The organism is Thermomicrobiales bacterium, assembly GCA_037045155.1.
Lineage (GTDB): Bacteria > Chloroflexota > Chloroflexia > Thermomicrobiales > CFX8 > JAMLIA01.
This window is the reverse complement of the sequence record JBAOIG010000003.1, coordinates 697,085-710,864: the sequence shown is the minus strand read 5'-3', so window position 1 is coordinate 710,864 and position 13,780 is coordinate 697,085. Positions and strand designations below refer to the sequence as shown.

Annotated in this window: 13 protein-coding genes; 4 read left to right on the top strand and 9 right to left on the bottom strand. The window is 62.1% G+C overall.

Going from position 1 to position 13,780, the window contains the following annotated elements; genetic code table 11:
* Positions 1 to 104: 104 nt before the first annotated feature.
* The 9 genes from gcvPA to purB form a co-directional block, all read right to left on the bottom strand.
* On the bottom strand, positions 105 to 1,445 hold the full coding sequence (gcvPA, locus tag V9F06_06485; GenBank protein MEI2617273.1) for an aminomethyl-transferring glycine dehydrogenase subunit GcvPA: 1,341 nt from the start codon (positions 1,443 to 1,445) through the stop codon (positions 105 to 107).
* A 47-nt stretch (positions 1,446 to 1,492) separates the two neighbouring features.
* The gene (gene gcvH / locus V9F06_06480; protein MEI2617272.1) at positions 1,493 to 1,885 is read right to left on the bottom strand and encodes a glycine cleavage system protein GcvH; all 393 of its coding nucleotides are present in this window, start codon (positions 1,883 to 1,885) and stop codon (positions 1,493 to 1,495) included.
* A gap of 54 nt (positions 1,886 to 1,939) precedes the next feature.
* A complete protein-coding gene (gcvT, locus tag V9F06_06475) occupies positions 1,940 to 3,043 on the bottom strand; it encodes a glycine cleavage system aminomethyltransferase GcvT (GenBank protein MEI2617271.1) in 1,104 nt (367 codons plus the stop codon).
* 84 nt (positions 3,044 to 3,127) lie between these two features.
* Positions 3,128 to 4,549 (bottom strand): amidophosphoribosyltransferase, encoded by a 1,422-nt coding sequence (gene purF / locus V9F06_06470; protein ID MEI2617270.1) that lies wholly within the window; start codon positions 4,547 to 4,549, stop codon positions 3,128 to 3,130.
* 49 nt (positions 4,550 to 4,598) lie between these two features.
* Positions 4,599 to 6,821 carry a phosphoribosylformylglycinamidine synthase subunit PurL gene (gene purL, locus V9F06_06465; protein MEI2617269.1) on the bottom strand — a complete coding sequence of 741 codons (2,223 nt, stop codon included), beginning with the start codon at positions 6,819 to 6,821 and terminating at the stop codon, positions 4,599 to 4,601.
* Positions 6,818 to 7,522, bottom strand: a complete 705-nt coding sequence (purQ, locus tag V9F06_06460) for a phosphoribosylformylglycinamidine synthase subunit PurQ (GenBank protein MEI2617268.1) — start codon at positions 7,520 to 7,522, stop codon at positions 6,818 to 6,820. The genes purL and purQ overlap by 4 nt, the downstream gene beginning before the upstream one ends.
* A gap of 10 nt (positions 7,523 to 7,532) precedes the next feature.
* Positions 7,533 to 7,832, bottom strand: a complete 300-nt coding sequence (gene purS / locus V9F06_06455) for a phosphoribosylformylglycinamidine synthase subunit PurS (protein MEI2617267.1) — start codon at positions 7,830 to 7,832, stop codon at positions 7,533 to 7,535.
* Complete coding sequence (locus tag V9F06_06450) at positions 7,829 to 8,725, bottom strand: phosphoribosylaminoimidazolesuccinocarboxamide synthase (GenBank protein ID MEI2617266.1); 897 nt, start codon at positions 8,723 to 8,725, stop codon at positions 7,829 to 7,831. Before V9F06_06450 ends, purS begins: the two co-directional genes overlap by 4 nt.
* Positions 8,722 to 10,047: an adenylosuccinate lyase gene (gene purB / locus V9F06_06445; protein MEI2617265.1), complete on the bottom strand. Its 1,326-nt coding sequence runs from the start codon at positions 10,045 to 10,047 to the stop codon at positions 8,722 to 8,724. The genes V9F06_06450 and purB overlap by 4 nt, the downstream gene beginning before the upstream one ends.
* A gap of 518 nt (positions 10,048 to 10,565) precedes the next feature.
* Between purB and glmS the strand changes: the two genes are divergently transcribed.
* Genes glmS through rdgB form a run of 4 tightly spaced genes read left to right on the top strand, consistent with a single transcriptional unit; the run spans position 10,566 to position 13,775 of the window.
* The gene (gene glmS, locus V9F06_06440) at positions 10,566 to 12,056 is read left to right on the top strand and encodes a glutamine--fructose-6-phosphate transaminase (isomerizing) (GenBank protein ID MEI2617264.1); all 1,491 of its coding nucleotides are present in this window, start codon (positions 10,566 to 10,568) and stop codon (positions 12,054 to 12,056) included.
* Positions 12,053 to 12,340 (top strand): hypothetical protein, encoded by a 288-nt coding sequence (locus V9F06_06435; protein MEI2617263.1) that lies wholly within the window; start codon positions 12,053 to 12,055, stop codon positions 12,338 to 12,340. Before glmS ends, V9F06_06435 begins: the two co-directional genes overlap by 4 nt.
* Positions 12,337 to 13,149 carry a TatD family hydrolase gene (locus V9F06_06430; protein ID MEI2617262.1) on the top strand — a complete coding sequence of 271 codons (813 nt, stop codon included), beginning with the start codon at positions 12,337 to 12,339 and terminating at the stop codon, positions 13,147 to 13,149. Before V9F06_06435 ends, V9F06_06430 begins: the two co-directional genes overlap by 4 nt.
* Positions 13,140 to 13,775: an RdgB/HAM1 family non-canonical purine NTP pyrophosphatase gene (gene rdgB / locus V9F06_06425; protein MEI2617261.1), complete on the top strand. Its 636-nt coding sequence runs from the start codon at positions 13,140 to 13,142 to the stop codon at positions 13,773 to 13,775. The genes V9F06_06430 and rdgB overlap by 10 nt, the downstream gene beginning before the upstream one ends.
* Positions 13,776 to 13,780: the final 5 nt, after the last annotated feature.

Sequence of the window (13,780 nt, the reverse complement as noted above, 5' to 3'; positions counted from 1 at the left end):
GAAGATCCGTCCAGCCAATTCTAACAATGATAGTCATGCCACGAACGACGGACACGAAAGCCCGCGGGCGTACAACCCGCGGGCCTCGGAACTCGATCGCGAGCCTAGGATGACGCGACGGCGACGAAGCGGTCGATTGCGTCGCGGCCGGTCATCTCGGTTGCCGCCAGAAGCATCCGCCCATCCAACGATGGATCCACCTTGGATAGCTCGTATCCGCCGATGATCCCGGCGTCCCGCAGGCGGGCGTTCAGTGAGGCCGGAGATTCGGACGTCCGAACGGTGAACTCGTTGAAAAACGGCCCATCGTTCTCAATCGTGAACTTGCCGGTCGCCTCCAGCTGCGCAGCCAGATAGTGAGCATTCTGATAACAGAGCGTTGCCACCTGCTTCAGGCCCTGTGACCCGAGCGTTGCCAGGTAAACCGCCGCTGCCAGCGCCATCAAGCCCTGGTTCGTGCAGATGTTGCTGGTGGCCTTCTCACGCCGGATATGTTGCTCCCGCGTTTGCAGCGCGAGCACAAACCCGCGTTTGCCCTCACTGTCGTATGCAATGCCGGCAAGCCGGCCCGGCATCTGTCGCACCAGCTTCTCTCGGGTCGCCAGCAGTCCGACGACCGGACCGCCAAATGATTGGCCATTGCCAAGTGACTGGCCTTCGCCGGTGACAACATCAGCTCCGAGCTGGCCGGGAGGCTTGAGCAACCCCAGCGATGTCGGATATGTCGAGACAACAAGGTTGGCGCCAACGGAGTGCGCCTTTTCGGCTACCGCGGCGATGTCCTCGATCGTCCCGAAGAAGTTCGGGTACTGGACGACGAGGCAAGCCAGGTTATCGTCGAGGTAGTCATCGAAGGCCGACGGATCAGTGGCCAGACCGTCGGTCGGGACCGGCAGCTCGACAATATCGAGGCCCAGACCGCTGGTGTAGGTCCGGACCACCTCGCGGTAGTTGGGATGGACGGTTCCGGACAACACAACGCGCGTGCGCTTTCGCGGCAGCGAGACCGTCAGCAAGGCGCCCTCAGCGAGCGCGGTCGCGCCATCGTAAAGCGACGCGTTGGATACGTCCATTCCCGTCAGGTTGGCGATCATCGTCTGGTACTCGTAGATCGCCTGCAGCGTCCCCTGAGCCACCTCGGGCTGGTACGGAGTGTAGGCAGTGTAGAACTCGCCCCTGAACAGAATCTGCTGGACAGCAGCCGGAACGTAATGGGAGTAGAGTCCAGCGCCAAGGAAGCTCGGATGCTCGATCGTATTCAGGTTCTTCGCCGCAAGCTCGGACAGGCGAGAATACGCCTCCTGTTCCGACAACGTCGGCGGCAGGTCGAGCGTCGGAAAGCGGACCGCGTCGGGGATTGCGTCGAAGAGCGACTCCACCCCTGCAGCCCCGACCGCCGCGAGCATCGCTGCGCGGTCCTCCTCAGTGTGTGGGTTAAACGTCATTACGACCTCCGGCCGGCGCCGCAGACGGCTACCGGCATGCCAGCTTCCTAATGGCCGCCCGACTCCGCGACATGCTTCGCGTACTCGCCGGAATCCATCAACTCGTCGAGTTGGCTTGGATCACTCAAGCGGATCTTGACCAGCCATGCATCGCCGTAGGGAGATGAGTTGACGAGCTCAGGAGCGTCGATCACGCTCTCGTTCTCTTCAACGACCTCACCGCTGACCGGGGAGTAGACATCGGTCGCAGCCTTGACGGACTCAACGACGCCGAGCGGATCTGACTTCGTGATTGACTGTCCGACCGCTGGAAGCTCGAGATACGTGATATCGCCCAGCTCGCCCTGTGCGAAGTCGCTGATGCCAATCGTCACGATGTCACCGTCGACCTTGACCCACTCATGCGTCTTGGTGAATTTGTAGCCCTGAGGAATCTCCACAGTCCAACCTCCCAACGTCAATGTGCCGCGTCCAGTGACGCGCGCTTCCCCACACTATGCGCCGCGCTTGTAGAACGGCGTCTTGATTTGCTCGGCCCGCACGGCCTTACCCCGGACCATAATGTCCAGCGGCTTGCCAACGCCTGCATAGGCCTTGTCAATCATCGCAAGGCCGATGTTTTCGCCCAGCGTCGGCGACGCGGTGCCACTTGTCACGAAGCCGACGACCTTGCCATCGACCTGCACCTCGTAATGCGACCGAGGCACGCCACCTCGTTCGACCATCTTGAATCCGACGGTGCGCTTGTTGACGCCGCGTTCGCGCACTGCCAACAACGCATCGCGCCCGACAAAGTCATCTCGATCGAGCTTGACCGCCCAGCCGAGCCCTGCATCGTAGGGGTTGATCTCGTCGTTCATCTCGTTGCCATAGAGTGGCATCCGTGCTTCAAGACGTAGCGTGTCACGAGCGCCAAGGCCGATCGGTCGCAAGCCCTCATCCTGGCCGGCCGCCATCAGCGCATCCCAGACCTGCGCGGAATCATCAACCGGGCAGTAGAACTCCCAGCCGTCCTCACCGGTATAGCCGGTGCGTCCAGCCATGCAGGTCACATCGGCGATCTGCGTCTCGCGCATGGAGAACGACTCCATGTCGGACAGATCGACCGACGATAGCTTTGCGACGATCGACGCTGCGTTCGGGCCCTGGATCGCGATCATTCCCATCGTGTCCGACAGGTGATCGACCTGCACCGCGAGATCGTTGCGCTTCCCGGCTTGCTCTTGCAGCCAGGAGACGTCCTTATCGGTGTTCGATGCATTGATCACGACGAAGTAGCCAACACCGCTGGGATTGCGGTAGATGATGATATCGTCGATCACGCCGCCGGTCGGGTTGAGCATCAATGAATAGATTGCCTGCCCCGGCGCGAGAACACTGGCGTCATTTGATCCGATGTAGTTCAGGAACGTGAGGGCGTCCGCGCCAGTAACTCCGACCTGCCCCATATGACCAAGGTCGAACAGGCCGGCGGCGGTGCGAACGGTGCGGTGCTCTTCGATGATGCCCGAATACTGGACCGGCATATACCAGCCGGCGAAATCGACCATCCGCGCGCCAAGCTGCTCGTGCTTTTCAGCGAGCGCTGTCTTCTTCATCAAGCCCTCCCCATTCACAACGCGACGATATCGCGCCGGGACACTCTATCATGCCATTCGACGCAGTATTCTAACGCCCGCGTGTCAGCTGTGTGAGACCGTTCGCTCAAGCGCCATCTTCCCGACCACACCATTCACCTCAACGGGATATGTGCCAGTCAGGCACGCCGAGCAGAATCGTCCGCTCTCCTGCCCGATCGCGCGGAACAGCCCGTCCAGCGAGAGATAGCCCAGTGAGTCGGCGTTGATCTCGCGCGTGATCTCGGCCAAGGTCAAGTTGGCGGCGATCAACTCCTCGCGAGTTGCCATGTCCACACCGAGATAGCATGGCCACATCACCGGTGGCGCGTGGACGCGCATGTGTACCTCCCGCGCGCCCGCGTCGCGGATCAAGTTCACGAGCGGCCTGCTCGTCGTCCCGCGCACGATCGTGTCGTCGACGAGAACGACGCGCTTGCCCTCGACAACCTCGGGCAGGGCGTTGAACTTGAGTCGAACGCCAACCTCACGGAGCCGCTGGTCGGGCTGGATGAATGTCCGCCCGATGTAGCGGTTCTTGATCAGCCCTTCGGAATACGGGATGCCCGCCTCGCGCGCATAACCGATGGCTGCCGGGGTCGCAGAATCGGGGATGCCAACGACGATATCGGCATCGACCGGATGTTCCCGTGCCAACTCCGCGCCCATACGCTGACGGACCAGGTACAGGCGCTCGCCCTGCATCAGGGAGTCGGGTCGGGCAAAGTAGATCAGCTCGAAAACACAGAGCTTGCTCCGTCGGAGCTGGTCGATCGTGGTCGTCTCGATCCCACCCGGGCCGATCGAGACGATCTCGCCCGGCTCGATCTCGCGCTCGAATCGAGCGCCGACAGTCGCCAGGGCGCACGTTTCAGATGCCACGACCCAGCCATCGTCAAGCCGACCCAGGCAGAGCGGCCGAATGCCATTCGGGTCGCGAACGGCGATGAGGCGTGTCGGAGTCAGGATCGCGAGACTGTAGGCGCCGACGAGGCGTGGCAGCGCAACCGCCAGCTTGTCGGTAATCGTCGCTCCGGGCGCGCGGGCGATGAGATGAGTCATCACTTCGGAGTCGGTGGTGGTCTGCAGACGGACGCCCGCCTCAACAAGCTCATCGTGCAGCGCGGGAGCATTGATGATGTTGCCGTTATGTGCAACCACGATGGTGCCGAGGTCGCTTTCAGCCGCCATTGGCCCGGCATTTTCCGGCATCGTCGAGCCGGTTGTCGAGTATCTGGTGTGGCCAACGGCGATCTGTCCCGGCAGATGTCGCAGGTCGGACTCTGAGAATGCGTTTGCCACAAGCCCCAGCCGCTTGCGCAAGCGGATCTCGCCGACGTGGGAAACGGCGATTCCAGCGCTTTCCTGCCCGCGATGTTGAAGCGCGAACAGGCCAAAGAAGGTCATACGAGCGACATCGGCGCCCGGAGCGTAGACACCGAAGATCCCACACTCCTCCGCCGGCTTATCGTTATCGTCCAGGTACATCAGTCGCTCACCCGTCCGTGTCCTCTGCGTTCAATTCCACGTGTCCGCGCTATACAATCGCATCGCTCGTGCCTAGCCCACTCGTCCACTGTGCGGCAAGGTCGCTTATCGCGACGCTACCAACGGTTGCGACCTCCAGCGAGCGACCAGTAACCGTGCCGAGCGCCGTCGCAGGGACTCCAAGCTCGGCGCATCGGCGAACGAACAGATCGCGATCCGCCGGCTCGATCGCGACAATGACTCGCGATGCGGCCTCACCGAAGCACGCGCGCGCCAGGCTGTTGTCGTTGGCCGTGACCACCGCACTGATATCGATGGATGCTCCCGTGCCGCTGGGCGCCAGCATCTCGGCGACCGCAACCAGCAGGCCACCCTCTGACGTGTCGTGGGTAGCGCGCGCGATCCCCTCACCGACCAGCGCCCTCGTTGCTGCCTGGACCAGCCGCTCCAGGTTCAGGTCGAGCGCGGGCGGCCGGCCCGCAGTAATGCCGTGAATCTCGGCGAGATACTCTGACCCGCCAAGCGTCGCCTCAAGGTTGCCGATGAGCCAGAGTTCCGTCCCCGACGGGGCGGTAGACCCGGAGTGCTTCGTCACATCATCGAGAACACCGACGACACCGATCGTCGGCGTCGGCAGGATCGCCTCACCCTCTGATTCGTTATAGAGGCTGACGTTGCCGCTAACAACTGGCGTGCCGAACGCCTCCGCAGCTTGCGCCATACCGAGGATTGACTGTTCGAGCTGGAAGTAGCCTTCTGGCTTCTCCGGCGAGCCGAAGTTGAGGCAGTTCGTCAGCGCGATCGGTGTGGCGCCAGCGCAGGAGACATTGCGCGCCGCCTCAGCGACAGCATGCATCCCGCCGAGACGCGGATCCAGATAGACGTAGCGCGGATTGCAGTCGGTCTTCAGCGCCAGTCCGCGGCGAGTGCCCTTGATACGAACAACGGCCGCGTCACCTTCGAGCGGGGCTACGACAGTGTTCGAGAGAATCGTGTGGTCGTAGGTGCTGACGACCGGCCGCCGCGAGCAAATGTTCGGGCTCGCCAGAAGCCGGCCCAGCGCCGGCAACACATCGGTAGCCTCCAGCGCATCCCAGCTGGAGATGTCGGTATCTCGCAGCGCCACAATAGCGGCCGACTCAACTCCATCGCGAATATAGACGGGGCAATCATCCGTGTAGAAGGTTGCAGGGACATCGGCAACCACATCCTCGCCATCGAGAATGCGGACTCGCCCATCGTCGGTCACAACGCCGATCACATCCGAATGCAGATCCCAGCGATCGAAGATCGTGACCAATTCATCGAGCGACGGAGGTTCGACGATAATCAGCATGCGCTCCTGGCTCTCGGAGAGCATCACCTCATACGCCGTCATGCCGACTTCGCGGCGCGCCACCTTCTGCACATCGATCTCGATCCCAAGCCCGCCCTTGCTGGCGACCTCAACGGCGGAAGAGGTCAGCCCGGCAGCGCCGAGATCCTGCATCGCGACAACGCCGGAAACCTCCAGCGTTTCGAGGCATGCCTCGAGCAGCAGCTTCTCAAGGAATGGGTTGCCAACCTGGACCACGCCGCGATGGGACTCTTCCGGATTCTCGACCGAGGCGAACGTCGCGCCATGGATACCGTCGCGTCCAGTATCAGCCCCCACGAGCACGACGAGGTTGCCGACACCGGAGGCGGTCGCGCGCATGATCTTGTCGTGCGGGACGATTCCGACGCACATGGCGTTGACGAGCGGATTCCCGTTGTAGCGGTCGTCGAAGAAGATGTCACCGGCCACGGTCGGGATTCCCAGGCAATTGCCGTACCCGCCGATGCCACCTACGATCCCATCGAACAGGTAGCGGTTCCGTGGGCGATCGAGCGAGCCGAACCGCAACGAATTCAGCAACGCGATCGGCCGCGCGCCCATCGTAAAGATGTCGCGGACAATGCCTCCGACCCCGGTCGCCGCACCCTCGTATGGCTCAACCGCCGATGGGTGGTTGTGCGATTCGATCTTGAACACGACCGCGAGTCCATCGCCGATATCAACCGCCCCGGCGTTTTCGCCCGGACCTTGAAGCACACGGTCGCCGGACGTTGGAAAGTGCTTGAGCAGTGGCCGTGAGTTCTTGTAGCCGCAGTGCTCACTCCACATCGCCCCGAACATCCCAAGCTCGACGGGGCTCGGCGGCCGGCCGAGCAGCTCAACCACCTGATCGTACTCAGCCCGCGTCAGCGCGACCTCCCGAAGCACGGCGTCAGTGACGATATCGGTACTCACGCGCCCACCGTCCGCAACATGGCCCGACTGACGGACCCGAGAATTCGTAGACCATCATCGCCGCCTAGCGCGCCATCGTAGGCACGCTCTGGGTGCGGCATCAGCCCAACGACGTTGCCACGCCGGTTCGAGACACCCGCAACATGCCCGATCGACGCATTCGGGTTGTGATCGTCATGAACTTCGCCACGAGCGTCCGAGTACCGGAAGACGACCTGATCGTTGGCCTCCAGCTCCGCGTATTGCTCGGGCGTCACGAAATACCGACCCTGGCCATGGGCGATCGGAAGCCGCAGCACCGAGCCCGGGTCGATCTCCGCGGTGAACGGGGTCTTATCGGTCTCGACGCGCACGTGGACCCAGGTACAGACGAAGTGCAGGCTGCCGTTTCGAAGGAGAGCGCCAGGCAGCAGGTGCGCCTCAGTCAGGATCTGGAATCCATTGCAAATGCCAAGCACCGGCCCGCCCTGGTTCGCAAACTCGATGACTGCGTCCATGATCGGCGAGAATCGCGCGATCGCGCCGGCCCGCAAGTAGTCACCATACGAAAAGCCTCCAGGTATCAGCAGCGCATCACAGTGATCCACTGCGCGGTCCTTGTGCCAGACTGGCACGACCTCCTCGCCCAGCCCATGCTCAATCGACGACAGAGCGTCATGGTCACCGTTTGATCCGGGAAAGATCACGACCCCGAAACGCATCGCACTCCCCCTAATTGTCGGCCAACGCCGTCATCTGAATCCGATACGTCTCCATCACCGGATTCGCTAGCAACTGGTCGCACATTCGCGCCACCGACTCTTCGGCGTCCGCCGTCGAACTCGCGCTCAGCGTAACTCGCAGATACTTGCCCGCGCGGACGCTCTCGGTGTCGGCGTAGCCGAGAGACCGGAGTCCATCGCGAATCGACAGCCCTTCAGGATCGTTCACAATCGGCTTCAACGAAATGAACACCTCGGCCAGGTACGACTGCTTCACCGCTAGACCCACCCCATCCTTCTTCAGGTTCACGCCTCAGGAAACTCCATCCCGGTCAGTCGCTCGAAGGCTGTTCGGTAACGCCGTGTTGTAGCCTCGATCACCTCCGCAGGGAGTGGCGGTCCGGGGGGAGTCTTATCCCAACCAGACAGCTGCAACCAATCACGAATCGGTTGCTTATCGAGACTGTCCTGAGCGCGGCCGGGCTCATAGAGAGCGGCATCCCAGAACCGCGACGAATCCGGCGTCAGCATCTCATCAATGACGATGAGCTGGCGATCGATCATCCCGAACTCGAACTTGGTGTCGGCGATCAGGATTCCACGCTCGCGTGCCTTGCGCTCGGCGAACGTATAGAGCGCGAAGGATGCTTCGCGAAGCCGGCGAGCTGTATCGACGCCAACCCGTCGTTCGACTTCGGCAAACGAGATGTTCTGATCGTGTCCATCATCGACCTTGGCCGCGGGAGTAAAGATCGGCGCTGGCAGCTTATCGCTCTCCCGTAGTCCCTTGGGCAGCCGCTCACCACAAACGGACCCTGACTTCTGGTACTCCGCCCATCCCGAGCCGGCCAGATAGCCACGGACGACGCACTCAATATCAATGCGCTCAGCCTTCCGCACCAGCATGAAGCGGTCCCTCAGCACCTCCCGGACCGGCTGAACTTCGTCTGGCAGGTCCTCTACGTCGGTAGAGAGCAGGTGGTTCGGCACGATCGCGTCCGTTTGACGGAACCACCAGGACGCGAGCATCGTCAGAACGCGGCCCTTATCCGGAATGGCGTCCGGAAGAATCACGTCGAAGGCCGAAGCACGATCCGACGCAACCATTAGCAAACGATCGCCCAGGTCGAACGAGTCACGCACCTTCCCCTGCCGGAAGCGGCGCAGCGTGGGAATGTCGATGCTGCGGAGTGGCATCGTCATGCTCGACCTCCTGGTCCGGATTGCGCTGGATCCAACAGGCCAACGCGTTCGAATGCGCGGTCAATATGCTGGAGGTGATAGCCGTAGTCGAACAGATCGTCGATCTGATCGTCGGTCAGCAAGGCGGTAACGTCCGGCTCGCTCCGCAAGTAATCGCGAAGGTGACCGCCCTTGTCCCACGCCAGCATCGCATTGCGTTGAATGAGCTTGTAGGCGACCTGTCGATCGAGGCCGCCTTCGATGAGCTTGAGCATTGCGCGTTGCGAGAAGATCGCGCCGCCGGTCATATCGAGGTTCTGGCGCATCCGCTCCGGATATACCACCCAGTTGTCAACGAGATCGGCGAACAGGTGCAGCATGTAATCGACGATGATGAACGCATCCGGGAAGATGACACGCTCGGCTGATGAGTTGGAGATATCCCGCTCATGCCACAGCGCGACATTCTCAAGCGCCGTCACCGCGTAGCCGCGAACAAGTCGGGCCAGTCCACTGAGACGCTCGCTCTCGTGCGGATTGCGCTTATGTGGCATCGCGGACGAGCCTTGATTGCCCGGGTCAAACGCTTCCTCGAGCTCGCGCACTTCAGTGCGCGCGAGGTGGCGGATCTCGACAGCGAACTTGTCCAGCGACGACGCCAGAACTGCGAGCGCTGCAACAACTTCCGCATGACGGTCGCGCTGAATGATCTGAGTTGAGACAGGCGCGACAGCCAGACCCAGGGCCACGCAGACATCCTCTTCGATATCCGGTGGCACGTTTGCATGAGTGCCCACGGCGCCGGAGATCTTGCCGACCCGTATCGTCTCCCGTGCAGCCTGCAAGCGGACGCGATTACGGCGGAGCTCGTCGTACCAGACTGCGAGCTTGAAGCCGAACGTGATTGGTTCGGCGTGCACTCCGTGGGTCCGACCGATCATCAGCGTCTTCCGATGCGCGAGCGCCTGCCGCCCGACGACATCAATGGCAATGTCGAGCCGCGAAAGCAGCTGATCGACCGCATTGACTGTCTGCATGGCCAGAGCAGTGTCGATGACATCGGAGCTTGTCAATCCGAGGTGGATGAACCGCGCCGCTTCCCCGACTGTCTCCCCGGTGGCGCGCAGAAACGCGATGACATCGTGGTCGGTTTCGCGCTCAATCTCCTTCATTCGATCGACGCTGCAGGTGGCCTGGCGAATGGCCGGCATCGCGTCTGCCGGAATCACGCCTCGTGCGGCCCAGGCTTCGCAGACCGCCTTCTCAACGGCGAGCCACTGGTCGATCTTGTGTTGCTCACTCCAGATGATGCCCATCTCGGGCAGCGTGTAGCGTTCGATCACGCGTGCGCGTCGCTCTCTCGTTGCTTCACTGTGGTGGTGAGTTCAAAATGGCGGGTGTGCGCTGAGACCGGGCCGGCCCAGGATGCCGACCTGCTGAGGATCGGTTCGCGTCTTGGTCGATCGTTCATGCATCTCCGCCGCGCCCGAACGGCCAGTCCGCATGAGTATACCGAACGTTCGCGACCGATGGCGCGCCGTCTTGTCCGGCGCATGGCAGGCGGGTATAGTGACGATGGAATGCGCGCTGGGATGAAGGTTCCGGCACTGTAGCGCCTGGCCTCACGTGGAGGCGTGAGGTGACGAGGAGAAGGCCTGATCGAACGATTCGGCGGATGGCCTTCCGGGTAGCACGCTCGCAGGGTTTTCGGAAACCGGTGGAGCAATTCACCGCACAATCGGATCCCATGTGCAGATAGAGGATCCCGACGGGGTTCAAACCGCCCGCCGCGCTTCCAACAAGCTCGTGATGTTGACATCGCACTCGCCCGCGTTACCGCGCGGGCCGGAAGGTTGCGCGCATGTGTGGAATATTCGGCTATGTCGGAGCGTACACTGACACCGGCGGGATGGTCCTTCAGGCATTGAAACGACTCGAATACCGGGGGTATGACTCCTGGGGTGTCGCAGTCGGAATCAACAACCACATCGAGATAGAGAAGCACGTCGGCAAGATCGGGTCTGCCATGGTCGACTTGCCGGCCTCCGATATCGGCTTCGGCCACACGCGCTGGGCCACCCACGGTGGCGTCTGCGAAGCGAACGCACATCCAATACCGGACGCATCTGGCCGGCTGGCCGTCATTCACAATGGCATCATCGAGAACTTCCGCTCGCTACGCACGTCACTGACAGAGCGCGGGTACGCATTTCACAGCGAAACCGACACGGAGGTCGTGGCACACCTCGTCAGCGATCTGCTGGGCCAGGGTGATACCCCCGAGGCTGTGCGCTCCGCCGTCGCACGGGCGTTCATGCAGTTGCGGGGCCTGAACGCAATCATCGTGCTCGATCGTTCAACGCGAACACTGACTGCGATCAAACACGTCTCTCCGCTGGTCATCGGGCAACGCGAATCCGGATCGTTCATCGCGTCAGACACACTCGCTCTCGCAGGGCATACCGAGCGCGTGTCCTATCTGGAGGACTATCAGCTCGTCCAGCTCGAGCATGACGGCATCACCTCGATCGATGCTCGTGACGGTCAGGCATGGCCGCTCGTCTGGGCCGACATTCCCGTTGAGGAGGGTTCGGCCGAGCTCGGCGGCTATCCACACTACATGCTCAAGGAGATGCACGAGCAGCCGGCCGTCCTCGAGCGAATCGCGCGGGACAAGCTTGATGAGACGCGGGAGCTCGCCCGGCTGATCCAGAGGTCGTATGGCACGTTCCTGGTCGGCTGTGGAACCGCGTCATACGCCGCCCTCACGGGAAGCTACCTGTTCTCGCGGATCGCCCGACGGCACGTCAACTTCGTGGTGGGCAGCGAGTTCGAATACCAGGAACATTTCCTCACCGATCGCTCGCTGGTGGTCGCGTTGTCGCAATCGGGCGAGACGGTGGATGTCATCGAGCCGGTGCTGGCAGCCCGCGAGCGCGGCGCGAAGATCGTGGCGCTCGTGAACGTCAAAGGTTCGACTCTCGACCGAATCGCCGATTTCTCCGTGCATCTCGATGCCGGCCCAGAACAGTGTGTTCTGTCAACCAAAGCCTACACAGCAAAAGTCGCGACGCTGCTGCTCACCGCGCATATCCTCAACGGCTCGGAACATGTCGGACGTGATCTGCTCTGGCGCGCGGTGGATGGCGTCAGCGCGGCGTTGACACCCGGGTTCATCGACCGCGTTCACGGCGTTGCCGAGACCGTCAACGCAAGCCAGAACCTGTTCATCATTGGCCGCGGACTCTCCTACCCGACCGCCCTTGAAGCCGCGCTCAAGATCAAGGAGGTCTCGTATCTCCACGCGGAGGGTTTCGCGGGGGAGAGCTCAAACATGGCGTCATCGCGTTGATCGAGCCCGGAACTCCGTGCATCGTATACTCGCCGCTCGACGAGACGCGGACGGACATCATCTCTGGGGCGATGGAGCTGAAAGCCCGTGGAGGGTTGATCATCGGTATCTCGCCCGAGAACGACGAGGTCTTCGATATTCACCTGCCGATCGCTGACGTCGCCGATGCCTCACCATTGGTGATGGCGCCTCCTGCCCAGATGCTCGGCTATCAGCTCGCGCTGCGTCGTGGGTTCGACCCGGACAAGCCACGAAACCTCGCGAAGAGTGTGACCGTGAAATGATCACGCTCGTCGACACGCATGCGCACCTGGATCTGCCGGTGTTTGACGATGATCGGGAGGCGGCCATCGAGCGCGCCATCGCCGCCGGAGTCAGCGCCATGATCGCAATCGGGTTCAGCCAGGAACGCTGGGCGACGACGGCGGCACTGGTCGAGCACTACCCCATGATCGTCCGGACTGTCGGTCTGCATCCGAATCATGCCGAGGACTGGACTGACGACTTCCCGGCACTCCTGGAACGCGAAACCGCCGACCAACGCGTTGTCGCCATCGGGGAGATAGGGCTGGATTACTACCGTGATCATGCCGAGCCAGCGATCCAGAGGGCTGTGTTCGAAGAGCAACTGCGACTCGCCCGGCGGCTTGATGCGCCGATTGTAATTCACCAGCGCAACGCCGAGGACGATGTCATCGCCCTCCTCAAGCAGGAAGGCCCCATCCGGGGAGTGCTGCATTGCTTCTCAGGCGACCGGGAATTCGCGTCGCGTTGCCTCGAGCTCGGGCTGTATCTTGGCGTCGGCGGAGTCGCGACGTATAAGTCATCCGATTCGGTCCGGGATGCGCTCGCGTTTGCGCCCCTCAATCGAGTGATACTGGAGACCGACGCACCCTATCTAGCGCCACAGGGGCATCGCGGTTCACGAAATGAGCCAGCGATGATTGTTCGCGCAGCCGAGACGCTCGCCAGCATTCATGGAATGGATCTCGCGGAGTTGGCCAAGGCAACGACAGACAATGCCATCGAGCTCTTTGGCGATTCGCTTGCCGACGCCATTAAGGCGGGAACGCGGAGGCGCGCATGCGAATAGTTGTCGCGACCAACAACGCCGGAAAAATCGCGGAGCTCCAGCATCTGTTACCCGCGAACGTCACGTTACTCACGCTTGGTGAGATGGGGCTTCAGTCACCCGAAGAGAATGGCGAGACCTTTGTAGAGAACGCGCTTCTGAAGGCCCGGCACGCGGCCGGGGGAGCCGACGCCGCGATTGCCGACGACTCCGGGATCGTGGTCGATGCGCTTCAGGGAGAGCCTGGAATCCGCTCGGCGCGGTTCTCCGGCCCCGGCGCAACTGACGAGTCGAACAATCGCGAGCTCCTCCGACGACTCGCCGGGGTTCCCCGCGCCCAACGAGGCGCACGGTTCGTGTCGGCGGCGGCGTTTGTCACTCGTGACGGTGAGGAGCGCGTTACCGAAGGGGCGATTCGCGGGATCGTGCTGGAACATCCGCGCGGTTCGAATGGCTTCGGCTTCGACCCACTCTTCGAGATTCACGATTCAGACGCGCCCGCGTTCGCCGGCCGAACGATGGCCGAACTGTCGATAGAGGAAAAAAACGCGATCTCGCACCGGGGACGGGCAATTCGAGCGCTCGTCGTCGGTCTTCGCGCGCATGGGCTACTGGCTCATCTCGCGGCTGACGAAGTACAGGAGTAGAGGCT

Coding starts and splice junctions, on each gene's coding strand:
- purF (MEI2617270.1), bottom strand. CDS start 4,549: ATGTACCTGGACGATAACGATAAGCCGGCGGAGGAGTGTGGGATCTTC.
- V9F06_06430 (MEI2617262.1), top strand. CDS start 12,337: ATGATCACGCTCGTCGACACGCATGCGCACCTGGATCTGCCGGTGTTT.
- glmS (MEI2617264.1), top strand. CDS start 10,566: ATGTGTGGAATATTCGGCTATGTCGGAGCGTACACTGACACCGGCGGG.
- rdgB (MEI2617261.1), top strand. CDS start 13,140: ATGCGAATAGTTGTCGCGACCAACAACGCCGGAAAAATCGCGGAGCTC.
- purQ (MEI2617268.1), bottom strand. CDS start 7,522: ATGCGTTTCGGGGTCGTGATCTTTCCCGGATCAAACGGTGACCATGAC.
- gcvPA (MEI2617273.1), bottom strand. CDS start 1,445: ATGACGTTTAACCCACACACTGAGGAGGACCGCGCAGCGATGCTCGCG.
- V9F06_06450 (MEI2617266.1), bottom strand. CDS start 8,725: ATGACGATGCCACTCCGCAGCATCGACATTCCCACGCTGCGCCGCTTC.
- gcvT (MEI2617271.1), bottom strand. CDS start 3,043: ATGAAGAAGACAGCGCTCGCTGAAAAGCACGAGCAGCTTGGCGCGCGG.